The sequence below is a fragment of the Marinobacter salexigens genome (assembly GCF_018860765.1).
Taxonomy (GTDB): Bacteria; Pseudomonadota; Gammaproteobacteria; order Pseudomonadales; family Oleiphilaceae; genus Marinobacter; species Marinobacter salexigens_A.
In genome coordinates, this window is record NZ_JAHKPV010000001.1 from 888,607 (window position 1) to 911,829 (window position 23,223).

Sequence of the window (23,223 nt, forward strand, 5' to 3'; positions counted from 1 at the left end):
CGTATGGGCTTTATCAGAAGTGTTTTGGCTTGGTTGAGTGTTCCCGTGCTTTGCATACTCGCCCTGCCATTCTTTATTGTTAGGCCGTTCAATCCGGATAATAACCGGCTACTGGCCATTGCATTGGCGCGCACCGGTCGCGCAATACTCGGTATGGAGCGACCGGTGGAAGATGTGGAGAACATGCCTCAGGATCGCCCGGTGGTGGCAATTTGCAATCACCAATACAACGATGATCTTTTTGTGGTGGGAGATCTGGTAGCGCCTCGCACCGTAACCGTGGGCAAGTCCTCACTGGTATGGGTTCCGTTTTTTGGCTGGGCATTCTGGCTCGGCGGCAATGTGATATTGAACCGTGCCCGCTCCCGCAAAGCTGTTGCAGTCATGCAAGCTACCAGCGAGGCGATCACCCGCGAGAATAAAAGCCTGTGGGTTTTTGTGGAAGGCACGCGAAGCAAGGGTCGTGGCCTACAGAAATTCAAAAAAGGTGCCTTCTACGCAGCGGTGACCGCTGGGGCACCCATTGTTATGGTGTGCACAGCCGAGTACCGGAATAAAACAATGGGGTGGCTGGCCCGGCGTGAGCCGGTTACTATGCGGATTCTGCCCCCGATAGAAACCGTAGGCCTTACCACTGAAGACGTTCCTGCTCTGGTCGCACGTTGCCACAATGAAATGGCGGAGGTTATTGCCAGCCTCTAACCTTATTATCGGGTTGCGGCGTACGGGCTGTTTTCAACCAATCTAGGAAGAACCGAATATGATCGTACCTGTTACCGGAGTGTTTGCCGCTGTACTCGGTATATTGATGTTAGTGCTTTCAGGCCATGTGGTTAGGTTTCGCCTGAAATACAAAAAAGGGATGGGAGTTACTGATAACCCTGATTTTCAAGCCGCCGTTCGTGCCCACGGCAATCTTGTAGAGTACGCTCCCATCGGGCTGATTATGTTGGGGATCGCTGAGTTAAACGGTGTGGCAAGCGGATTTATTTACTGGACTGGCATGACTCTGGTCGTTGGTCGCCTTCTGCATGCTTGGGGCATGATCAGTGGCCATGGAGAGGAGCACATAGGACGCGCAATTGGCATTGTAATGACGTGGCTTGCCATTCTTGCAGCAGCCATTCTGTTGTTGTGGAATATTTGGCAGGTAAACGGCTGATTGTCTGAATTAAACCTCTGGGGCCATATTCTCTGACCCCAGACTCTTGGTTCGTTTAGAGAGCTTTCGCCATATCGCTGGTTAAATATTCTATCTCTACCCGGCGATTTGCGGCTCGATCATCCGGCATTGTAAAGGGGCGGGTTGAGCCCCAGCTAGCAACCAGAATGCGCGATTCAGCCACTCCTTCCTGAATCAGAAACCTGACGACAGCGTTAGTTCGTTGTCGGGATAAAAAGCGGTTGTAGTCCTCTGCGCCAAAATTATCAGAATGACCATGAATGCGAACGCTTACAGACGGATGCTGCTTCATGTAGGTCGCATGCTGACGCATGATTGCCGTGTCTGAGCTTTCCAAGGCGTGCTTGTTAAAGCCGTAATGGAACCTCATTCGGTGTGGGCGCTGTGTGTCGGTAAAAAGATCCGCTGTATTAAAGCCTGAGGCCACGGCTGCTTTAGCAATTAACTCCGGGTTGTCCAATACGAGTACAGTCATCTGCAGTGTCCTTGTTCCAGGTCTCTGGTTTTTCTTGTTATTCCCGCTCACTATTACCCAGAGTGGAAATAACGGTAATTGGCGGATGGTCTAGTGTACCTAGACCTTTTCGCTGAAAATCATTAAAGCGCGAAAATAAGACACTGGTATGATAGAAAACAGTTTTTCAGGGACAGATTATGATGAATTGTGACCGCCTATGCTGATTATTCCTGCTGAGAACACCATTAACTGGAAACGCCCCCCCTGGGTGACCCTTGGTTTGATGTTCGCATGCTTGCTGGTATTCCTGTTTTATCAAGGAGGAGACAGTCGCAAACTTGAACAAGCAGTAGATGCTTATGTGGATGCTGGGCTGCCGCAACTGGAAGAGCCAGCTTATGAGGACTACCTGCAACGAAAAATCCGCTTCGAGGGCGACGATGAGCGCGCTCTTGAGTTGCGACAGTTTCAGCAGTTAAGGGAAGAAGGCGAAGACTTCTGGCTCTCGGCGAGCCTGCTTATGGACCGCGAGTTCTATCATTATTTGCTGCAAAATCGCGACATAATCTGGGCGCCTGCAGAGCGTATGCACTGGCTGGAACAGCGCAGCATCATTGAAGAAACCTACATCCAGCGCCTAAGTGCCAACCAACTGGGGCTTATTCCCGCAAAACTGTCGCTGTATACGCTGATTACTTACCAGTTCCTGCACGGCGGCTGGGGCCACATTATTGGCAACTTGCTCTTTCTATTCCTGCTTGGTTTTACGGTAGAAAAAGCGCTTGGGCCGGGTCGGTTCTTGCTGGCTTATCTTGCCTGTGGTGCTTTGTCTGGCGTTGTTTTTACTGCCTTTTCGCTAGGGAGTTTTATTCCCTTGGTGGGGGCTTCCGGCTCTATTTCCGGCCTGATGGGAATGTATGTAGCCATCTATGGTCTGCAGAAAATCCGCTTCTTCTACTTCCTTGGCGTGTATTTTAATTATTTCCGTGCCCCTGCACTGGCCATCTTGCCCGTGTGGCTGGGTAAAGAAATCTACGACTACTGGTTTGCGGGCGCCACGGGAGTTGCCTACATGGCACACGCAGGCGGTTTGCTAGCGGGCGCCGGGCTGGTGTGGCTGCTGGGAAAAAGCTGGTTGCAGGTACGGGAGGAGTTTTTCGAGCCGGAAGAAAGTGAGCAAGACGAACGCTTCACCACCGGTTATGCCCAAGCTATGGCTAGCCTAGGGCGCATGGATTTTGATCTGGCCCGTCGCCAGTTTGAGGCATTGCGTGAGAACTACTCCGACAGGCCTATAGTGCTGGAGCATCTTTATAAGCTCGCCAAGCTGCGCCCGGATTTACCCGAGTACCAGTCCCGCACCCGTGAGTTAATGAACGATGCCCAGAGCCGTAGACAGCCAGAGCAGATGGTTGCTGTGTGGCAGGAATACCTGAGAAAAGGCGAGGAACACCATCCGCTTGCTGCGGAGGACCACAATAGAGTGTTGTTCGCCAGCCTAAAGCAACACGACATGAAGGCGGCAGAAAAGGCTTTTGAGCGTTTGCGTGGTGCTGATGATCCGTTATTGACGTCAGAAGCCTGCCGTTTACTTGTAGAAGAGTTCGAGAAATTGCAGATGGCTCCGAAGGCCCAGCACTACCGTCAGCTGCTTCAGGCAGGCTAAGTCGATGTCGCCCCCACCCTCACAGGCCTTACTCCTGAACCAGAAAGCTAGCCCGAGGCCCCTTAAGCAATTCCCGCTTCTCAGCCTGCGCCAAAAACACCGGAACCTGCTCATGCAGCGGGTGGCTTTCACAGCGCTTCTGAATAAACGTTAAAAATGCCGTCGCCTTCTCCCACTGGTTCAGCCCGTTAGCCAGACTTTGTGCAACAAGGAGATAAGCCGGGGCTAACTCATCGCTGTCCGGGAAACGTTTATGGAAGTCCTGAAGCAGCCGTATAGCTGGCTTGTATTGGCCCCGTTGATATAAACAGCGGGCGCAGCGCACGGCCAGTTCCGGGTCATCCAGTTTAAAGCCCGGCTCCGCCTGCTCCAGCATGCCCAACACCGAGGTTATTCCGTCACCGTCATTGCGGTCTGCCAGCCAACCCAGAATTCTCGGATGGTATTGATAAAGCTCCGTTGTATCATTTCTGGCTTTCAACAACTGGTATAACTGACCAATACGCACAGGGTCGTTGCGGTTATGTTTTAAGGCTTCCTTCAGCATGCCCTGAACCCGGTCATAGTTGCCGTCCTTCAGGTTCATATCAACGTCCGCATCAAAGCGTGCACCGCGATCCCGTTGATGCATGTCCTCGCCAGAGGGTTCATCTTGAAGATCCGAAGCGAAGCCTAACTCTTCCTGATACTGAAATAGCAGGTAACCAAGCATATTGAACAGAATCAGAGTGAAGGTACTGTTCAAAAAGCCTGATAGGGGCTGTGAAAACCAAAAAGGAAAGTGGTTGTAAGCAAAATCTTGAGCCACACCTGAGGCCAGGGTCAGCAGAATAAGGTAACCGTACAAGAGGAAATACGGGGTGCCGATGCGGGAGATGAGCACGGCTAAATTCATCGGGTTGACCGCAGCACCCACAGAACGCTCCATGGCTAACACCATAATGCTCGCGGGCAGTGCGAGAACCACAAAAGCCAGTGCCAGCAGCATTAGTAATGGGCCACCCACCATAGCGGCTGCGCCAACAAGACCGCCCATTACAATGAATACCAGCAATTGGAGAATAACAATGTTAAAGCCGCTGCCAGTGAAGGCCACTGAAACAGAGGGCGGTGCTAAGTGGCCTTCCGCTGTGTGATTGATGACCGCATAGGTGTACTTGAACAGCGCTAATGCCAGCACCAACCAAACCACAATTCCAATTAGATTGGCAGGAGCCAAAAGCGGAACCAATGTGCAGATAGCAATAACAATCAGTGGGTCTGTGTGAAACGGATAACGAAAAAACGATCCAATCCGGTTCCAGAAAGGTACAACCTCCGTCGCTGCACCCAAATACCGCATGGCTTTGCTACATGAAGGGCAAAGCCCACGGCGCTGCCGTGTGTCGGCGTCCGGCATGCAGCGGGTGCAGTAATGCACTTGGCATTCGCCGCAGTGCCATTTCGCCGGGTCGCCGGGATGGTAGTGACAATCGTGTTTCATATTTTGTGGCGATCCTGACACAGTATAAATAGGCTTTATGATCGCAAAAATGATGCTTAAAGAATATGCCGAAATGGCCGTAAATCTCTATGAAGCCCGCAGTCGTTGCAAAAGGCTTGCTTAAACTCCCATGGCGAAACTCACATTATGAAACCTGCCTCCGTCATTCTTATACTGGCAGCCCTCGTGTTGGCCGCTGTTTTACCGTTTTTTCAGGGGTTATCGAGTGAATGGGGCGGAACGTCTGGCTATTACGGTTATAAAACCGATGTGCCTGTACCGCCGTTGCCCGGTGCGGGCGTGCCCAAGAAAGGGTTGAATGTGGTGTTTTTTGGTTATCGGAGTTGCGGCACTGTCTGCCCGCTGCAACTAATTAACCTAAAGGCTTTACACGATCAGTGGCGTGATCGACCTGTAAACTTTGTGTTTGTGACTCTGGACCCTGAAAACGACAGTCAGCGGGAGTTGAATCGGGTGATGGTGGCACTGGGCAAGAATTTTAGGGCGGTACGGCCAACTGATTTTCGGCAAGCTCAGGCGCTGGCTGATCGATATGGTGATTTTGCTGCCCGCGAAGGCGCAGTAACCGGAGAGATCAACCACGGGGCCAGACTCTACGTTGTCACAGAAGGCAACCGTAGACAGCTTTTATATGCCTCGCCCGAGTTGGATTTAGCGCGAGTTAACGACGACCTTGCGCGGCTTATGGAATTGGACCGAAGTTAAGCCATAAACCGAAGGTTTCGAACGAATTTTGTACAAGCCAGCCTAGCGCGTGTTTGGAAGAGAGGTGTACGTATGAATGCAACAAATGACATCCAAGGCCTGCAACAGCAAGATCTGTTGCGAGTAGACCGTCGCATGCTTTGGCTCTTGCTGGCCCAAGTGCCGGTGGTTGGCTTGCTTGTGCCTTGGGGTTATGGAACCTACAGCTTTGCGCTCACAGCATCGTTGGCAATTGGAGCTCTGACCATCGCCGGTTACAGCTTTCTGCGTGGAACCCGTGCGTGCGGTGTGCTTTTTTCTATGTGCCTGATGCTGTTCTCGGGCACCATGATTCAGGCCCAGTTAGGACGCATCGAAATGCATTTTCATATTTTTGCTGCTTTGGCGCTTACGATTGCCTACCGCGATTGGTTACCAGTGCTTGCCGCTGCCGGGTTGATCGCAGTGCACCATTTTGCCTTGACGGCGCTGCAGTTGTCAGAGGCCAGTGTTGGTGGTATCCCAGTGATGCTATTCAATTATGGTTGTAGTTGGTCGATTACAGCATTGCATGCCGTTTTTGTGGTGTTTGAGGCTGGTGTGTTGTCGTTTTTTGCGGTCAAGATGTCGGCTGAGCAAAGGCGTTCGTGGGAAATGATTGCACTGGTTAGTGCGTTTGACGACGAGCATGATCTGCGTGGCCGGCTTGCAAACGCAAATGGCGATCTTGCCGCTACTTCTTTTAATACGATGATGACGAAGTTTGCCGTGTTGATTGAATCTGTTCGGACGCTCTCGGGCCAGTTGCATGCCCGTGCGTCAGATCTCGAGGCAGCTAGTGATTCAACTAACCGTATCATGGATGCACAGCAGGCTCAGACTGATCAAGCTGCCGCGGCCACTAACGAAATGACGGCAACCATTCAGGATGTGGCACGCAACGCTCAGTCTGCAGCTGAATCGGCAACCCACTCAGCGGATGCATCTGCCGAGGGCACGCGCCACATCCAAAGCGCGATTGACATGACGGAAGCCACGAATACAGCGCTGGCAGACTCTTCTCGCATGGTTGCCGAACTGGTAGAAAAGGTTCAGTCCATCGGTACGTTCATTGCTTCAATCAATGACATTTCAGACCAAACTAATTTGCTTGCCCTGAATGCTGCCATTGAAGCAGCGCGTGCGGGTGAGCATGGACGTGGTTTCGCAGTCGTGGCTGATGAAGTTCGGAACTTGTCACGCCGCACTCAGGATTTCACCACCGAAATCCGTGCGACGATGGATGGGTTAGCGCATGTTTCTGAAGCCACTTTGGCAGCCATTGAGATGGGACAGACACGATCAAAAGAAACTCTGGGAGCAATGACTGAGACGGGCAGGGCGATTGCGGATATTGAAGCCGCGATTGCCGAAGTGAATGGCATGAATTTGCAAATAGCCTCGGCGACTGAGCAGCAGGCGGTCGCCTCGGGGCAAATTAACCAGAGCGTTCAACAAGTTGCTGAGCAGAGTCAAGATGTCGTGCAGGAAGCTGCAAAGTCTCAAGCCATAGCTACAGAAATTGGGCGGATGATTGAAGAAGTGGATACATTGATTGCTGGCTACAAAACACGGTAATGAGTTGGCTGAGACGACCTTTAGCGCCCGCTATTCACTGCCTGAATGGTGAACATTATTTGCGGTGAGTTGAAGTCTGCCAAAACGATGCAATAGTAAGAGGATAGGAATTCAATGTAGGAGGTCCTACCGTGTCGAATGATAGCCTTGGCAAAGACAGCCTGAATACCTTAACCAGCCTGAGCGCTGGTGGAAAAACCTTCCATTATTACAGCCTGCCCAAAGCGGCCGAATCGCTTGGCGACATCAACCGTCTACCGTTTTCCCTGAAAGTCCTTTTGGAAAACCTGCTACGCAACGAAGACGGCGTAACCGTGGATCAAAACCACGTGGATGCCATGGTGCAGTGGCTGAAAGACAAACGCTCGGACACTGAGATTCAATTCCGCCCGGCCCGCGTGTTAATGCAAGACTTTACCGGTGTGCCCGGCGTAGTTGATTTGGCCGCCATGCGCGAGGCGGTTAAAAAGGCTGGCGGAGACCCTGCTCTGATCAACCCTCTGTCGCCTGTGGATTTGGTTATTGACCACTCGGTAATGGTTGACAGGTTCGGTAGCTCATCAGCGTTTAACGATAACGTAGCCATTGAAATGCAGCGTAATGAGGAACGTTACGAGTTCCTGCGTTGGGGCCAGCAAGCCTTTGATAACTTCCGCGTGGTTCCACCGGGAACGGGTATTTGCCATCAGGTAAACCTTGAGTACCTCGGCAAAACCGTGTGGCAAAAAGAGCAGGGAGGTAAAACCATCGCCTATCCCGATACGCTGGTGGGTACAGACTCTCACACCACCATGATTAACGGCCTTGGCATTCTTGGCTGGGGTGTTGGTGGTATTGAAGCGGAAGCGGCCATGCTCGGCCAGCCGGTATCCATGCTGATTCCAGAAGTGGTCGGTTTCAAAATGACGGGCAAGTTGCGCGAAGGCATCACCGCTACAGATCTGGTACTGACCGTTGTTGAAATGCTGCGTAAGAAAGGCGTGGTGGGCAAGTTCGTAGAATTCTACGGCGACGGTTTGAAAGATATGCCGATAGCGGATCGTGCCACCATTGCCAACATGGCTCCCGAATACGGCGCGACCTGCGGCTTCTTCCCAGTGGACGAGCAAACCCTCACGTACCTGCGCTTGACTGGCCGCGACGACGAGCAGATCGAGCTTGTGGAAGCTTACGCCAAAGCTCAGGGCTTGTGGCGCCTGCCGGGGCACGAGCCGGTTTACACGGCCACGCTTGAGCTTGATATGGGCGATGTTGAGGCCAGTATGGCTGGGCCGAAACGGCCTCAGGACCGGGTCGCCTTGAAAAACATGAAAGCGGCCTTTGAGTTGCTGATGGAAACCGCCGAAGGTGGGCCGGATGCAGCAGAAAAACGTGACAACGAGCTGGAGTCTGAAGGCGGACAAACAGCTGTGGGTGTCGATAACAGTTATCACCACCCTTGTAGCCGATCGCTGATATTGAACGGACAAGAAACCCGTCTGGATCCCGGCGCGGTGGTGATTGCAGCCATCACCTCCTGTACCAACACATCCAACCCCAGCGTAATGATGGCTGCGGGTCTGGTGGCGCGCAAAGCCGTGCAGAAAGGTTTGAAAACCAAGCCTTGGGTGAAAACCTCTCTGGCACCCGGCTCCAAAGTAGTGACCGATTATCTTGAAGCTGGCGGCTTTCAGGAGGACTTGAACAAGCTGGGCTTTGATCTCGTCGGTTACGGCTGCACCACCTGTATCGGTAACTCCGGCCCGCTGCCGGATGAGGTTGAAAAAGCCATTGCTGATGGCGATATAACGGTTGCATCGGTGTTGTCGGGCAACCGCAACTTTGAAGGCCGCATCCACCCATTAGTGAAAACTAATTGGTTGGCGTCGCCACCCTTGGTTGTAGCCTATGCATTGGCCGGTAACGTGCGTCTGAATCTGGCAGAAGAGCCGCTGGGCGAAGATCAGGACGGTAATCCGGTATACCTGAAAGATCTGTGGCCAAGCCAGCAGGAAGTGGCTGAGGCTGTAGCAAAAGTTAAAACGGAGATGTTCCGCACCGAATACGCTGCCGTGTTTGATGGTGACGCCACATGGCAGGCCTTGGACGTGCCGCAAACCAAAGTGTACACCTGGGCTGAGGACTCCACTTACATCCAGCACCCGCCATTCTTCGAAGGCATGGGGCCGGAGCCTGACCCGATTGAGGATATTGTCGATGCAAATATTCTGGCTTTGCTGGGGGATTCGGTAACCACCGACCATATTTCTCCGGCCGGTTCTTTCAGCGCCGACAGCCCTGCAGGCAAATACTTGCAGGAGCGAGGGGTTGAACCGAAGAACTTCAACTCCTATGGTTCCCGTCGTGGTAACCACGAGGTCATGATGCGTGGCACCTTTGCCAACGTGCGTATCCGCAACGAAATGCTGGATGGCGTTGAAGGTGGTTTCACCAAATTTGTGCCCACTGGGGAGCAAATGCCGGTTTATGACGCCGCCATGAAGTATCAGGAACAGGGAACACCGCTGGTGGTGATTGCCGGTAAGGAATACGGAACTGGCTCAAGTCGCGACTGGGCTGCCAAGGGCACACGCTTGCTGGGCGTTCGTGCGGTGGTGGCGGAGTCTTATGAAAGGATTCACCGCTCCAACCTGATTGGTATGGGTGTAATGCCGTTGCAGTTCCCGGACGGTGCAAGCCGCAAGAGTCTTAAACTCACCGGCGAGGAAACCATCAGCATCAGTGGATTGTCCGGCGATATAATGCCGGGTCAAACCTTGACTATGACGGTAAGCTATAAAGATGGTTCCACGGCAACCTGCGATTTGAAGTCGAGGATCGATACGGCTAACGAGGCAGTGTACTTCCACCACGGTGGAATCCTGCACTATGTGGTGCGTGAAATGCTTAAGTCTGCCTAAGCCAACGGCTTATTTGGTATAGATAAAGAGCAGAGTCGGCAGTCCCTTAAACGGGAGCTGCCGGTTTTTTATGGATTGGAGTCGGCTACCGGAAGGCGAACCCAGAAACTGGCTCCTTGCTCTGGCAAGGATTCAAAGCCGACTTCGCCTCCCATCATCGTAATGAGTTCGCGGGTTATGGCAAGCCCAAGCCCCGTCCCGCCTTGGCTGCGGGTGTCGGAACTGTCTGCTTGGGCAAAGCGCTGAAAAATCTGGTCCCGGAAGGCTTCCGGAACGCCCTTACCGCTGTCGTGGACGGTAATGATAACCGTTGGTTTTCCTTCTGATACCTGCTGTTCAACCGATACGTCGACACGGCCTCGGTCGGGTGAAAATTTTATTGCGTTGGATATCAGGTTATTGAACGCTTGCAATAGTCGTTGGCCGTCTACCATTACGTCGGTTTGTGGTATGTCCTGCGCAAGATGAATGGTGATTTCACGCTGTGCGCCATAAGGCTGGTTTGCATTGACCGCTTGTTCCACTAGCGGCTGTAGGGGTTGCCACAGCATATTGATGTTCAGTTTGCCTGCCATGAGCTTTTCAATGTCCAAAAGGTCGTCGATCAGCGTTGCCAACTGGCGGGCATTGCGCTCGGCGATGTTTATAATATCCAGTGCTTGTGGTGAAAGCTCCCCGGTTGCACCGCCTGCCACTAGCCTGATAGCTCCGGTAAGAGAGGTGAGCGGTGTGCGCAGCTCGTGGCTAACAGTAGACACAAACTGGTTTTTCAGGCGCTCGATTTTTTTGCGCTCGGCAATATCTTCCGCTAGCACCCAAAGTAGTTTGCGCTCTGAGGCGTCATGTATCAGTACACAGTGCACGATTGCCGGATAGCCGCTACCGTTGCGATCGATGATTTCTTGCTCGATGGGCCCGAAATAGCCATTTTTTTCTAATTGCCCCAAAATGTCGGCTCGTAGAGATATCTCCATAGGGGTGAGCAGTTGACGATAGCTCAACTTCAGAAACTCGTCTTTGCGATAGCCTGTTGATTTCAGCATGGCGGCATTTACGTCGATGATTCCACCGGTGTGATAATCCGCAAGAACGATACCCGAGGGTGCCAGCTCGAAAAGGTGTCGCAACTGTTGCTCACTTTCCTGAAGCGCCAGCAAGGCGCGCTTTTTATCGTGAATGTCTTCCAGATAGCCGTGCCAGAGAATACTTCCGTCCGGCAGTTTCTGTGGCGTGGAGTGGCCTTCAATCCAACGTATGTTGCCATCTGGTCGACGTATTCGGAATTGGATAGACCAGGTGCTCAGTTGTCGAGACGATTCCTCGATGGTTGCGGCCACAGCTGAGGCGTCCTCGGGGTCAATCATCGCAAACAGAGCGGCAGCATCCGTTTTGGCTTGAGCTGGGGTGACGCCGAAAGAGCGCTCTACACCCATGCTGCTATAGGGAAAATTCATGCTGCCATCGGGATAGCGGCGAAACTGATACAGCCCGCCTGGCACCATATCCGCAAGCTGTTTGAGCATAGTCAGGGATTCGTTCTGTTCTTCCAGCTCCTGGTCTCGATAGTGAAGGGCTAATGTGCGGGCACTAATCTGCTCCTCCGCACAGTCGGCGAGGTCGCGCAGGCATTCGCGGTCTTCTTCGCTGAGGGTGCGCGGTTTACGGTCCATAACACAGAGTGTGCCGAGGGCATAGCCATCTGCACTGTGCAAAGGCGTACCTACATAAAACCGGATATTCGGATCGCCCGTGACCAGCGGGTTATCGCGGAAGCGTTCATCTTCTTGCGCATCCTCAACCACCAGAGGTTCGTTGTCGAAAAGGGCGTGGCCACAAAAGGAGACGCTTCGCGGGGTTTCACTGGCATCCAACCCCACGCAGGATTTGAACCATTGGCGGTCCCGGTCAACCAGTGAAATCAACGCAATAGGCACATCCAGAAGTCTAGCTGCCATACGGGTAAGCCTGTCAAAGCGTGCTTCTGGTGGGGTATCGAGAATTCGCAAATGATCCAGTGCCGCTTGTCGCTTGCTTTCATCGGCAGGAAATTCAGGAGTTATCATGATGAGGATCCCTCCGCTAACGCGGTGCTGTTCAGGGGCAACTCAACCCAAAAATGCGCTCCATTTTTATTGTAATATCCAACGCTGCCGTTCAGGAGTTTCGCAAGCTCGCGACTGATTGCTAAGCCCAGGCCCGTGCCACTGGTCGCGCGGGTCGTGCCCGTTTCTGCTTGAGCAAAGCGGTTGAAAATCTTCTTTTGAAAACCTCCGGGAACACCTTTGCCTTGATCGCTGACAGTGATACATAGAGTGTTTTGATCGGTTTTTTCGGCACTGAGCGTCACCAGACCACCTTTTGGCGAAAACTTGATGGCATTGCTGACAAAATTATCAAGTATTTGCCGCAACCTGTGACCGTCGGTATCCAAAGACATAGCGGGTATGTCGGGCGCAGCCAGCTTGACATCGAACTCGCGTGCCATTGTTTCATTGTCACCAACGGTTTCGGCAAGCAATGTCTGCAAGTTTTCAGTTTTAACGCTCACACGCAGTTTACCGCTGGAAAGTTTGCTGAAATCGAGCATATCGCCGATGAGCCTTTGCAGGCGTTCACCATTACGCAGAGCTAGCACAGTTAACTCCTTGGCGCGATCAGGCAGTTCGCCTGCAGTGCCAGAGTGTAGCAGGCGCAAGGCGCCATTCATTGAGGTTAAAGGTGTACGCAATTCATGGCTGACATTGGAAACAAAGTTGACTTTGAGCCGGTTGGTGGCATCCCGCTCATCCATTAATTGGTTAAACGCTGCTGCTAAGTCACGTACCTCTGGCGCGCCTTCTTGTTGCAAGCGCCGGGAGGATTCGGGTTTCCGGATCATCGAGCGTATGCGTCGGGTCATTTGGGTGAGGGAGGCGGTTGTAGAGCGAAGAGCGAGATAAGTCAGCAGTAATATCCCCAACGTTAGGCTTACACTGAGCACAAAGAAGCGGCTGAAGGCCTGCTGGGCAGGCGCAGTTGCCAGAGATTTGGGCACCGCACGTATAAACAGCCAGCCCAAACGCTGTAGGTGGCTGGTTGCATAGATGAGTTTCTCGCCCGAATTGGTCTCAACCTCCCCAAAGCTGACGCCTGAGAGGGCGGCATCAATCAGCAAATTCTCTCCGGGGTCTGGAAGGTTCTCTATCGCTTTTCCGGTGGATGAGCCCTCTATAAACAAGAAGTTAGCTGAATCGACTACCAGAAAAATGGCGTCTTCGCTGGCGCTATTTCGAACGCTTTCAGGTATCAGAAGCGACTGGTTCATTTGCAAAGTACCGGTAGCGAAGCCCAGAAGATCTCCGTTATCACTCACTATGGGGGTAATGAATACCATCAACGGAATGCCCGTTGTGCGTCCTATCAATGGGCGGCTGATCACCGGTTTGCGTGTTGTCATGGCTTCCCGCCAGTGGGGTCGATCCGCGTAATTGGTACCTACCCTGTTCGGAACGAATGTGTTTTCAGCAATGAGAGTAGCGTTAGCGTTTGATACGGTAAGGCTATGGGGGAATAGCTCACTCAGTTTTTGCTGTTTTTTTAGAAGGCTTGTGAGTTGTGCTTCAGGTAACAATTGGTCATCGTGGCTTAGGATGGTTGCGAACTGGGCCAGAGCACTGGTTCGGAGCTCAAGATCCTGACTGACCAAACTTGAAATGTGGGCGGTTTCGTTTACCTGTTGCGCGGACAGATTGGTCGCAAAATCCTCCAGTAACGCGGTGTAAGCAACGTAGATAACTGAACCTACGGTTGCGAAGCAACCAAGCATAACAATGATGGCAAAGCGGGTACCTAGAGATAAGTGGGTCAAAACGCGCTCCTGTCTGGCAATTTTCTCCAAAACTTGCTTTGATTGAACAGTAATTGAGCCAGAATTCACAGCGTTTGCGCGCGATATTTAACAACAAGAGCCTTTATGCCTAAAAGCCTCTCTTCCGATGTGCGGAAAAAACTGGAGACCCTTCGCAACCGTTTCCGGGATAAAACGATCGGTGATATTCAAGGGCTGGTTACTAATATCCAGAACGCGTCGCAGCGCTCCGAGGCTGTTAATGAGTTGGTTGCCGCCTATCAACTGCTGCATCGGCTCGCGGGATCGGCCGGCACCTTGGGTTTTACCCAGCTCGGCGAGCAGGCCCGCAAGCTTGAGGTTGCAATAAAGCCCTTAGCGGAGCAGGTAACCGAAGGGGCAGACAGCGAGTGCATTCGGCTTCAGTTACAACAGCTGTTGGATGGCGGCTATGAACACGACATTTCAAGCCTCGGCAGCTTTTTGGGTGTGGCCGAGCCGGTATCAGCCCAGTGGCATAATCCTAAACGAGCGGAGGCCGATCGCCAGTCGGTTGTGTTGACACTGGAGCCGGACCATCAGCTTAACGACTTGATAATGCAGGGTTTGGCGTTGTATGGGTACCAAGTACGCAGTCTGAGCAGCGGCGAACAGTGGCCGGACGGTATGAATGATGTTGATCTGGTGATGATCAGAGACACGCTGTTGCAAAATGAGGGCGAGATCTGGTTGTCTAAGCTGCACAGCTTGCCGGTGATCTGCTTCAGCAGCACCCACGACTTTATTACCCGCTACCGGCTAGCGCGCCTGGGTGTTGATGCGTGTGTTGACGAGCCCCACGATATTCCGGCACTAGTAGACCGGGTAGAGCAGCTTCTGGCAGAAGGGCTGGCGACGCTCACCGGGCGAGTGATGATTGTGGACGATGATAAAGAACTGCTGGAACATTACCGGCTTGTTCTTTCTAGTGGCGGTTTGCAGGTGCGGGCGCTTGATGACCCATCCCGCTTATTGTCAGAACTGGCGGATTTTCGGCCGGATATTCTGTTGATGGATGTACAGATGGGCCAGTACGATGGCCCGGTGTTGGCTCGCATGTTGCGGTTTCAGTCAGAATGGCTGAGCCTGCCCATTATATTCTTTTCGTCCGAAGAAGACCGCGATCTGCAATTGGATGTACTCGCACGGGGCGGTGATGATTTTGTGACCAAACCCGTCTCGGACCAGTTTTTGGTGCGCACAGCGAGAATACGCTGTTATCGTGCCCGGCAGCTCGATAAGCTGGTATCACTCGACAGCCTCACCGGCCTACTAAAGCACGCCCTAGCCAAAACCGAACTCAATCGCGAGCATGCACGCTGCGCCCGCTACGGCCACAGCTCTGTTGTCGCAATGCTGGATTTGGATCATTTTAAGCAGGTTAATGACTCCTACGGCCATGGAACTGGTGATGTAGTGATTAAGGCCTTATCCAACCTTTTGCGCCACCGGCTTCGTAGCACCGACATTATTGGCCGCTACGGAGGCGAGGAGTTTGTGCTGGTGATGCCCGAATGCGTCATGAACGAAGCCGTAGAAATACTCGAAGCACTTTGCCAGGATTTCGCCCGTCTGGTGTTCAATGCCGAAAGTGCGGAGTTTTCGGTAACGTTCAGTGCCGGTGTTGCTGCCCTCAATGCTTATGAGACCGGCGAACAGGCTATTGAAGCCGCTGACAAAGCTCTCTACCAACGCAAGCGCGCCGGGCGGAATGGCGTTACCGTGGCCGCTGGTGACCTATCTTGATGATTAATTACAAACTCAGAGCGTCACTATGTATGTTTTGATTCTCGAAGATGATGAGTTGGTTGGCGATCTACTCGAGACGGTTGTGGCAGGTGCCTACCCCGGTGCGTCTATTAAGCTCTGTACCCTAGTGCAATCGGCAATAAGCAGTTGGCAGGAAAAACCAGCGGACCTAGTGATCGCCGACTGGAACCTGCCGGATGGCTCAGGGCTTGAGTTGATTCGCGTAGTGCGGAATACGAGCAGTGATGTCCCAGTGCTTATGATCAGCGGCCGCGCAGATCGTGACTCCATTTTGGCCGCAGCCCATTTGGGCATCAGCGGTTACGTTAGTAAGCCGTTTCAAGTGGACGTTTTACACCAAAGGCTGACAGCGCTGGTGCCCAGCTCAATCGATCTTGGCGATGCGTCAAGTAATACGCTGGAAGATAAAATGGAAGCAGCCTGCAACTCTGCGATCCAACTGCCCGGTCAGATTGACACTGGTGAAATTCTTGAACTCATAGAAAAGTGTGATGAGCTGGATGCTGTAGCCTTGGCAGAAAGCTGGAAAAAAGAGCCGTCCCTGAGTGCCAAAATGCTGGATGTGGCGAATAGTGCATCTTTTCGCCGTTCTGGTACACCGGTAAAAACACTCAGGGAAGCGATCAGTGTGATCGGCGTTGCAATGGCCCTGAATCAAGCTTTGGCCTTATCTCTGGATATTTCGGGGAAGCTTGCTTGCTCGCGCTTGGCGGAGCGTGCACGTCAAGAACAGGAGCAGGCGTTGCATGTGGCGGAGACTGCCCGGTCCTTGGCCCAACGGATTGGTGATAAACCGGCCATCTACTACACTGCCGGCCTTTTGAGTAAGGCTGGTGAGTTGGCGGCGCTGAAGGTTTTGCAGAACCATTCTGATGAATCCGGAGACCCTCCCGACATAGAGCAGATTGACTCTGCACTTGCCTATTGGGCGGAAAAGCTTGGGAACCGAATCAAAGTGCAGTGGCGCTTACCGCTTGACCTTCGAGAGCTTATTGGTGCCGTATATTTTGTTAGCAGAAGCAACGTTAGTCAGTCTAAGTTGGTTATGCGCACAGCTGCTTTATTGTCAGCTGAACAGGCAGATAGCCCCGAGTGTCGCACATTGTTGCGACGGCTAGGTATTGAACACCGAGAAGACAGTCGAGAGGGCAGTCAAGATGACACCTGAAAGCTTACAACGTATTTTGATGGTTGAAGACGAGCCGGATATCCGAACGGTTGCGGAACTGGCATTGGAGGCTATTGGCGGGTTCGAGCTTACAGCATGTGAGTCGGGGCAACACGCGTTGAAAAAAATAGAAGAATGCCGCCCTCAGTTGATTGTGTTGGATGTGATGATGCCCTGCATGGACGGTCCGGCTACCTTACGGGCGATTCGTGCCATGCCGGGCTACGCTACAGTGCCAGCGGTGTTCATGACTGCAAAAGTCCAAAGTGATGAAGTCCAGAGCTACCTCGCATTGGGCGCGGCCGGTGTTATTCCAAAACCATTTGACCCACTCACACTGGCAGATCAGATCAGAGAGATCTGGAACGAGGCTCATGCTATCGGTTAAGCTTCTTCCGATTTTTACTGTCACCATCGCAAAAGGCTGATATGTCGTCCTCACGCAATAACGATGAAACCAAAGCCAAACTTAATTTGGAAACGTCCCGTATACGCTGGCACGAGTTACAGACCTACTACGCCCGGGGTCAGGTTGTGCGTGTCGGCAAAGCTCTGGATCTGTTAGATGTAGCCTCAGAACTCACCGCTGATAACCGTGCGCTGTTTGAGCAGTGGCTTGCTGCGGGACATGTGGGGGATGTGTCTCCCGATATGGCGCGTGCGTGGTACGACCGTGATGCCGAGCTCTGGGCCGTGGTTGTGGCGCCTTGGGTGCTGGTTCAGGACCGCACGGAAGTTTCTGGGCCCTCAGGGTCTTCCAACCCTTCTGACTCGTCGGTGCATTAGTGCTTACCGACGCTTTATTGATTCTTGCTCCACTGTTTTTGGGCTTCGCTTTGGCGCTGAAAAACCGGCGGCTTATGACTGGAATCCACTACACAGTGGAAGCCCTGGTGTATTTTATTCTGGCATTGCTGGGGTTAGGGCTGGGCCAGATGGAAGGCTTGTCTAGCCAACTTGGCGCCATGGCTAGTCAAATGTCCGTTTTGGTGATTGTCCTGTTCGTGGCTAATATGGCCGGGCTGTGGTTATTTCATCGCTGGCAGCCCATGGTGCCCGAACATCGGAATCAGTCTACCGGAAATACTGGCTATGTGCGGCTTTTCATGGCGGCCCTAAAGCCTTTGCTGGCGGTGTTTGTGGGGCTGATTTTAGGCTATTTCCTGCTCCCCGATCTGCCGCAGGCCGAGCAACTGGCCACCTGGTCTCTTATGTTGCTACTGTTCCTGATTGGCCTGCAATTGCGCAACGCAGGGCTTTCGTTGCGAAAACTGTTGATGAACACGCAAGGCTTAGGGATTGCATTCATGCTCGTGCTCAGCTCTCTGCTAGGTGGAGTGCTGCTGATTCCGGTATTGGGCCTGCCTTGGAACGAGGTGCTGGCACTAGCTTCGGGTTTTGGCTGGTACTCTCTCTCGGGTATTGTGATCGGGGAAGCCCTTGGGCCAGCCTGGGGCGGCGTGGCTTTCCTGAACGATGTATTGCGGGAGATCATTGCCCTTGCCATCATTCCCTTAATGATAGGCAGTCGGCCAGCTATGGCTATTGGTTATGGCGGGGCTACATCCATGGACTTCACATTGCCGGTGATTCGCAGTAGTGGAGGGTTGAGCTGTGTTCCCGTGGCCATTGCATCGGGCTTTTTGCTGTCGTTTTTATCGCCGGTTCTAATGGGTGTTTTGTTATCGCTAAGTTAAGCCGATAGACCAGTCGGGGTCAGCTAAGAAACTTACGCACATCAATGTGGTAATCGTCAGGATCAACAGCCCGTAGAATGCGATCCTGATTACCCGGTTTCGAGAGGTCAATGGTCGTCACTGTAATCGGCATCCGGAATTTCGTGTGGTACATCACCCGCACCACGGGGAGCCGCTGATCTTCCTCGTTGATCTCAACCACAACGCCAAGCCGCCCGCTATCCAGCAAAACAAGAGACCCGACCGGGTACAAACCAATACAGCGGATGAACTGCTTCACCAGTGTTGCGTCCAGATGGTCGCCACTCCATTCCAGAAGTTTTTTCAGGCCTTGTGTCGGCGTCAATCCTTTGTGGTATACACGATCTGCAGTAATTGCGTCATAAACGTCTGTAATGGCCACCATGCGCCCATATACCGAGATCTGCTCGCCCTTTAGGCCCTCCGGATAACCGGAGCCGTCCATTCGTTCGTGATGCTGCGCTGCTGTGATCACCGTCAGCTCACCTATGCCCTCTGTTGCGGACAGGATATCCCGGGAGTGCCGGGCGTGGAGCTTCATTACTTCAAACTCTTCCGGCGAAAGGCGGCCGGGTTTGTGCAACACTTCATCGGGCGTTAGGATTTTGCCAAGGTCGTGGAGCAGGGCGCCAACAACGGTTTGATGCATCACATCTGTGGGAAGTTGGCGATATTGCCCGAAAAGCGTCATCAGCACGCTCAGGTTTACCGAGTGCTCAAGCAAGTAATTGTCTTTTTCGCGAATCCGACCAAGACACCCCAGCGCATTGGCGTTCCGGGATACGGAGCTTTGCAGCTCATCCGCCAGCTTGTGAATGGGGGCTACATCAACAGGTGCGCCCATTTTGGCGCTGCTCATGAAGTTGCTAACCAACTCTTGGGCCTGTGAATGGACTCCCATCGCAATCACGATTTCTTCCGAAAGAGATACCTTAGGTGCAACCCCGGGCTTCTGCTCGCCAGCTTTTTGCAGGGCTGCGTCATTACGCCCATCTACCTCGGCCGCAGGTTCCGAATCCTGACTGTCGATCCCCTTTTGCACATCAATGTAAACAAACTGCACGCCCATCTTGCGGATTTTTTCGATGGTTTCATCCCGTTTGATCACGCCGCGCCTTCGTTGCGTGTTGTGGGGGATCCAGTCGTTGTTCAGGTCGGAGATGTACATGCCGACCTTTAACGCGGAGACGGGAATGCGCTTGATCATGGCGTGGGAAAAAACGTTCTCAGGCTATTGTGGTAGGTTTGGGTGATTACATTGTTCAGCGGTAAGCCTTTTACCTCGGCAATTTTTTCAGCAACGAACGGCAGGTAAAAGGGCGCGTTTTCCTTGCCGCGATAAGGTACGGGCGTAAGGAAAGGCGCGTCGGTCTCTAGAAGGATTTGGCTGATGGGAGCCATACGAACGATATCCCGCACGTTTTCTGCCTTATTGAAGGTCGTAATGCCGTTAAAGCCTAGATTCCAACCCTGATCCAATGCGTATTGGGCAAGACCCGGGCCGGATGTAAAACTGTGGATTACGCCGCGGCGTTTAAGAGACTGCTCAAACTCTTTCAGTATAGCGATAGTTTCTTCATCTGCTTCCCGACTGTGGATAACGACCGGGCGGTCATTGTCGCAGGCAATTTGAAGCTGGCGCCGAAAAACGTCTTGCTGGGTGGCGCGATCGGCTTTGTCATAAAAATAGTCCAGCCCAATTTCGCCAACGGCAACAATCTTTTCGTCGCGTGCGTGGGCGCGAATCTCTGCCTCTACTGCATCGTTATAAGTTTCTGCCTCATGGGGGTGAATGCCCTGAGTGCCGTATAACCATGATGCCTTTGCGCTGAGTTCTCGAACTTTTGCCAGATTGTCCGGAGCCACGGCAATGGTGATTACCCGTTCGATATTCACTTGCCGTGTCTGCGCCAGAGTTTCCTCCAGCGGGCGCTCCTTGAGATAGTCCAGATGGCAGTGGGTTTCGATAATCGGGTGATCGAATACGGGAATCTCGCGACGTTTTTTACTCATGAACAGGTGCTAGGCTCCGGTACAGGCAGTTGGTTTGGCTGCTACTCTTAGGCGTGAAACATGAGAGTTTACCAGTTGTCTGTTTATTGGCCTACGTTCATCCGTAAGGAGTTTCCTTGATGAATGTTGCTGTTCCGGTTTGATTCAGGGTTGGAGGTGCAGATGCACGTTGTCGTAGTTGGTGGTGGCGTTGTGGGTGTAACCACAGCTTGGGAGCTGAGCCGTCGTGGTCATCAGGTGACGGTACTTGAACGCCTTAGCATGGCAGGAAGTGAGACCAGTAAAGGCAATGCAGCGCAACGCTCATACGGCGTGGTTTATCCTTGGGCTGATCCAAGCATGGTGTTTAAGGCGTTGCCCTGGCTTGTTAAGCAGGATGGCCCGTTAAAACTGCGCATGCCGCCATCTCTTGCAGCTGTGAAGTTCATGTTTTCGACTCTGAGGTACGCCTGGTCGCCAGGCCTGTTCGGTTTCAACAAGCGCGCCATGCTTCGTCTTGGTATTCACAGCCGTGAGCGTTTTCTGAAGCTGGAGGAGGAGCTTGATCTGGGGTTTGATGGCGGCCACCGTGGTCTGTTGCACCTTGCTAGTACGCCAGAAGAACTGGAGGTGCATCGAGGTACTCACCGGCTACTCAACGAAATGGGTATTGCTTCTCGGCTGCTGACACCGAAGCAGGTATACGAAGTAGAGCCGGGCATGGCAGAGAACGGCCCTCTTTATGGCGCCCTAAGCTATGACACAGACGGTACTGGCGACTGTCACTTGTTTTCGCTGGCACTGGCTAAAGCCTGCGAAGAGAAGGGCGTGAACTTTCGCTATAACGTCCAAGTGAAGCGGCTGGTGGCCAATAGTCAGGCGGTTGAGTCGGTGGTTTTGCAAAACGAGAACGGCCAACAAGAAACCCTTGAGGCTGACGCCTTTGTGATCAGCGCTGGTTGTTGGTCTGATGAGTTGGTTCGGCCTTTAGGCCTCAAGCTGCCCATCTATCCTATTAAGGGCTACAGCATTACCGTCCCTTTGAAAAGCCCGGATAACGCGCCGGTTTCCACCATTCATGATGACAACTTCAAGGTTGTCTCCACGCGATTGGGCGACCGCTTGCGCTCAACCGGCTTTGTGGAGCTGACGGATTTTAACCGCGACATTCCAGAAGCTCGCATAGCCACTATTCGCAAATCTGTAGAGTCCCGTTTCCCGGGTTGCGCTGATCTGGATGCGGCAGAGACATGGACCGGCTTTCGGCCCATGACACCCGATGGCCCTGCCATCATCGGCCGTGGCCCCCGAGAAAATCTGTACCTGAACACCGGCCACGGTACTTTTGGTTGGACTTTTTCGGCGGGTAGTGCGGATGTGATTGCGCAAGTGTTGGATGGCGAAGAGCCTGCTGTGTGTTTGGATGCCTTCCGTCCGAGGCGCTATCAGGAGTGAATGTTTTCCCGGCCACCGATTCTTTTTACTCGCGATGGAGAGCGCTCAATGATTGGCTGGTGCGGCATCAAACAATCTGGCGGCCAGCTCCGTTTATCGAGCCAGTGCCGGGATGGGTTCAGAGCCATCCTGAGCTGGCGCAACGATTGATAGGGCTTAGCGATGCTGAGTGTGCCGGGTTAGATGGTCAGCCGGCAAAGCTGGCAAATGTGGCGTCCCAATACCTACCAGAACTGGCTCTGTACGCAAATTTGGTGGATGTGCCGGAATTAGCGCCTGAACCTGCGAATGTTGTGGCAGCGACACTGCCCGAAATCCGGGCAACGGATATGCCGGGACGCAAGCGAGAGCAGGCGGGTGCTTTTACAGCCGTATTGAAGCCGCTGCAGCAACCGATTTTGGATTGGTGCTGTGGCAAGGGCCATTTGTCCCGAACGCTCGCCGCACAGAGTCAAAATCAAGTTCAGGGTTATGAGTGGAATTCAAAGCTGGTGGCCGATGGTAACCGGCTAGCGGCCCATTTTGGAGACGCGGTTCAGATCCACTGTCAGGATGTTATGGCGCCGCATGTGCTCCTGCCAGGCGGCACCCACATAGCAGCCCTGCACGCATGCGGGGATCTTCATCGGCAGCTATTGATACAAGGAACTGCGGCAGGGGTGCCGAGATTGAGCCTGTCGCCTTGCTGCTATCACAAAACTGCTGAAGGGCGTTACAAGACGCTTTCAGAGCGTGCAACGACGCACGATGGAAGGCTTGCGCTCAATCGTGATGATATGCGCTTAGCCGTGAGGGAAACGGTAACAGCGCCAACCGGCGTTAGAGAGCAGACAACAACCTTGAGCCAGTGGCGGTTGGGATTTGATGGGCTTCAGCGTTCGCTGCGCGGGGTGAATGAATACCTACCTGTGCCGTCCTACTCCCCAAAGTTAATGCATCAAGGGTTCGCGGCTTTTTGCCATTGGGCGGCCAGTAAAAAGCAGCTTATTTTGCCAGCACACACAGATTTCGATACTTGGCTTGCCCATGGAGTGCAGCGCCAAAAAGATGTACGTCGTTACGAGCTCATCCGACATGTTTTCCGTCGGCCTTTGGAGTTGTGGCTGGCTCTGGATTACGCGGTCTTTTTAGAAGAACAGGGGTATGGTGTGCGGTTCGGCCGCTTCTGTGCTCGATCTCTGACACCCAGAAACCTGTTGCTGGATGCCGTCAAAAAGAAAGGCGCCCGAGAGCGCCTTTCTTAA

The 23,223-nt window shown here is 53.0% G+C and carries 19 protein-coding genes; 13 read left to right on the forward strand and 6 right to left on the reverse strand.

Translation table 11 applies throughout. The annotated features are described in order from the left end of the window. Positions 1-3 precede the first annotated feature (3 nt). Entirely contained in the window at positions 4-702 is a 699-nt protein-coding gene (locus tag KO508_RS04035; RefSeq protein ID WP_216007019.1) for a lysophospholipid acyltransferase family protein, read from the forward strand. Between the two features lie 58 nt (positions 703-760). Further along, the gene (locus KO508_RS04040; protein WP_216007020.1) at positions 761-1,162 is read left to right on the forward strand and encodes an MAPEG family protein; all 402 of its coding nucleotides are present in this window, start codon (positions 761-763) and stop codon (positions 1,160-1,162) included. Positions 1,163-1,217: 55 nt separating this feature from the next. Here the strand turns inward: KO508_RS04040 and KO508_RS04045 are convergent, their stop codons facing one another. Next, positions 1,218-1,658, reverse strand: a complete 441-nt coding sequence (locus KO508_RS04045) for an OmpA family protein (protein ID WP_216007021.1) — start codon at positions 1,656-1,658, stop codon at positions 1,218-1,220. A 199-nt stretch (positions 1,659-1,857) separates the two neighbouring features. On the opposite strand from KO508_RS04045, the gene KO508_RS04050 reads away from it, so the two are divergent. Continuing rightward, positions 1,858-3,306 (forward strand): rhomboid family intramembrane serine protease, encoded by a 1,449-nt coding sequence (locus KO508_RS04050; protein WP_216007022.1) that lies wholly within the window; start codon positions 1,858-1,860, stop codon positions 3,304-3,306. A 28-nt stretch (positions 3,307-3,334) separates the two neighbouring features. On the opposite strand, the gene KO508_RS04055 is transcribed toward KO508_RS04050, so the two are convergent. Beyond that, a complete protein-coding gene (locus KO508_RS04055) occupies positions 3,335-4,789 on the reverse strand; it encodes a tetratricopeptide repeat protein (RefSeq protein WP_216007023.1) in 1,455 nt (484 codons plus the stop codon). 147 nt (positions 4,790-4,936) lie between these two features. On the opposite strand from KO508_RS04055, the gene KO508_RS04060 reads away from it, so the two are divergent. The 3 genes from KO508_RS04060 (at position 4,937) to acnA (ending at position 10,011) form a co-directional block, all read left to right on the forward strand. Next, positions 4,937-5,515 carry an SCO family protein gene (locus tag KO508_RS04060; protein ID WP_216007024.1) on the forward strand — a complete coding sequence of 193 codons (579 nt, stop codon included), beginning with the start codon at positions 4,937-4,939 and terminating at the stop codon, positions 5,513-5,515. A gap of 72 nt (positions 5,516-5,587) precedes the next feature. Next, positions 5,588-7,111: a methyl-accepting chemotaxis protein gene (locus KO508_RS04065; protein ID WP_216007025.1), complete on the forward strand. Its 1,524-nt coding sequence runs from the start codon at positions 5,588-5,590 to the stop codon at positions 7,109-7,111. A 131-nt stretch (positions 7,112-7,242) separates the two neighbouring features. Then, entirely contained in the window at positions 7,243-10,011 is a 2,769-nt protein-coding gene (gene acnA, locus KO508_RS04070) for an aconitate hydratase AcnA (protein ID WP_216007026.1), read from the forward strand. A gap of 68 nt (positions 10,012-10,079) precedes the next feature. Here the strand turns inward: acnA and KO508_RS04075 are convergent, their stop codons facing one another. Continuing rightward, positions 10,080-12,074 carry an ATP-binding protein gene (locus KO508_RS04075; protein WP_216007027.1) on the reverse strand — a complete coding sequence of 665 codons (1,995 nt, stop codon included), beginning with the start codon at positions 12,072-12,074 and terminating at the stop codon, positions 10,080-10,082. Then, positions 12,071-13,858, reverse strand: a complete 1,788-nt coding sequence (locus KO508_RS04080; RefSeq protein WP_252737798.1) for an ATP-binding protein — start codon at positions 13,856-13,858, stop codon at positions 12,071-12,073. Before KO508_RS04080 ends, KO508_RS04075 begins: the two co-directional genes overlap by 4 nt. A 105-nt stretch (positions 13,859-13,963) precedes the next feature. Between KO508_RS04080 and KO508_RS04085 the strand changes: the two genes are divergently transcribed. The 5 genes from KO508_RS04085 to KO508_RS04105 are packed head-to-tail and all read left to right on the forward strand — an operon-like array spanning position 13,964 to position 18,511. Then, entirely contained in the window at positions 13,964-15,622 is a 1,659-nt protein-coding gene (locus KO508_RS04085; RefSeq protein ID WP_216007028.1) for a diguanylate cyclase, read from the forward strand. A 28-nt stretch (positions 15,623-15,650) separates the two neighbouring features. Continuing rightward, entirely contained in the window at positions 15,651-16,814 is a 1,164-nt protein-coding gene (locus KO508_RS04090; protein ID WP_216007029.1) for an HDOD domain-containing protein, read from the forward strand. After that, entirely contained in the window at positions 16,804-17,202 is a 399-nt protein-coding gene (locus KO508_RS04095) for a response regulator (RefSeq protein ID WP_216007030.1), read from the forward strand. The genes KO508_RS04090 and KO508_RS04095 overlap by 11 nt, the downstream gene beginning before the upstream one ends. A 41-nt stretch (positions 17,203-17,243) precedes the next feature. Further along, positions 17,244-17,600, forward strand: a complete 357-nt coding sequence (locus tag KO508_RS04100; protein WP_216007031.1) for a DUF2288 domain-containing protein — start codon at positions 17,244-17,246, stop codon at positions 17,598-17,600. Next, positions 17,600-18,511, forward strand: a complete 912-nt coding sequence (locus KO508_RS04105; protein ID WP_216007032.1) for a lysine exporter LysO family protein — start codon at positions 17,600-17,602, stop codon at positions 18,509-18,511. Before KO508_RS04100 ends, KO508_RS04105 begins: the two co-directional genes overlap by 1 nt. 19 nt (positions 18,512-18,530) lie before the next feature. Here KO508_RS04105 and KO508_RS04110 read toward each other — a convergent pair whose 3' ends face one another. Beyond that, on the reverse strand, positions 18,531-19,739 hold the full coding sequence (locus KO508_RS04110) for an HD-GYP domain-containing protein (protein ID WP_216007033.1): 1,209 nt from the start codon (positions 19,737-19,739) through the stop codon (positions 18,531-18,533). After that, positions 19,736-20,545, reverse strand: coding sequence for a TatD family hydrolase (locus KO508_RS04115; RefSeq protein ID WP_216007034.1), 810 nt, complete (start codon positions 20,543-20,545; stop codon positions 19,736-19,738). The genes KO508_RS04110 and KO508_RS04115 overlap by 4 nt, the downstream gene beginning before the upstream one ends. A 162-nt stretch (positions 20,546-20,707) precedes the next feature. Between KO508_RS04115 and KO508_RS04120 the strand changes: the two genes are divergently transcribed. Both KO508_RS04120 and KO508_RS04125 read left to right on the forward strand, forming a co-directional pair. Beyond that, positions 20,708-21,979, forward strand: coding sequence for a D-amino acid dehydrogenase (locus KO508_RS04120; RefSeq protein ID WP_216007328.1), 1,272 nt, complete (start codon positions 20,708-20,710; stop codon positions 21,977-21,979). 59 nt (positions 21,980-22,038) lie between these two features. Further along, entirely contained in the window at positions 22,039-23,223 is a 1,185-nt protein-coding gene (locus tag KO508_RS04125; RefSeq protein WP_354668000.1) for a methyltransferase, read from the forward strand.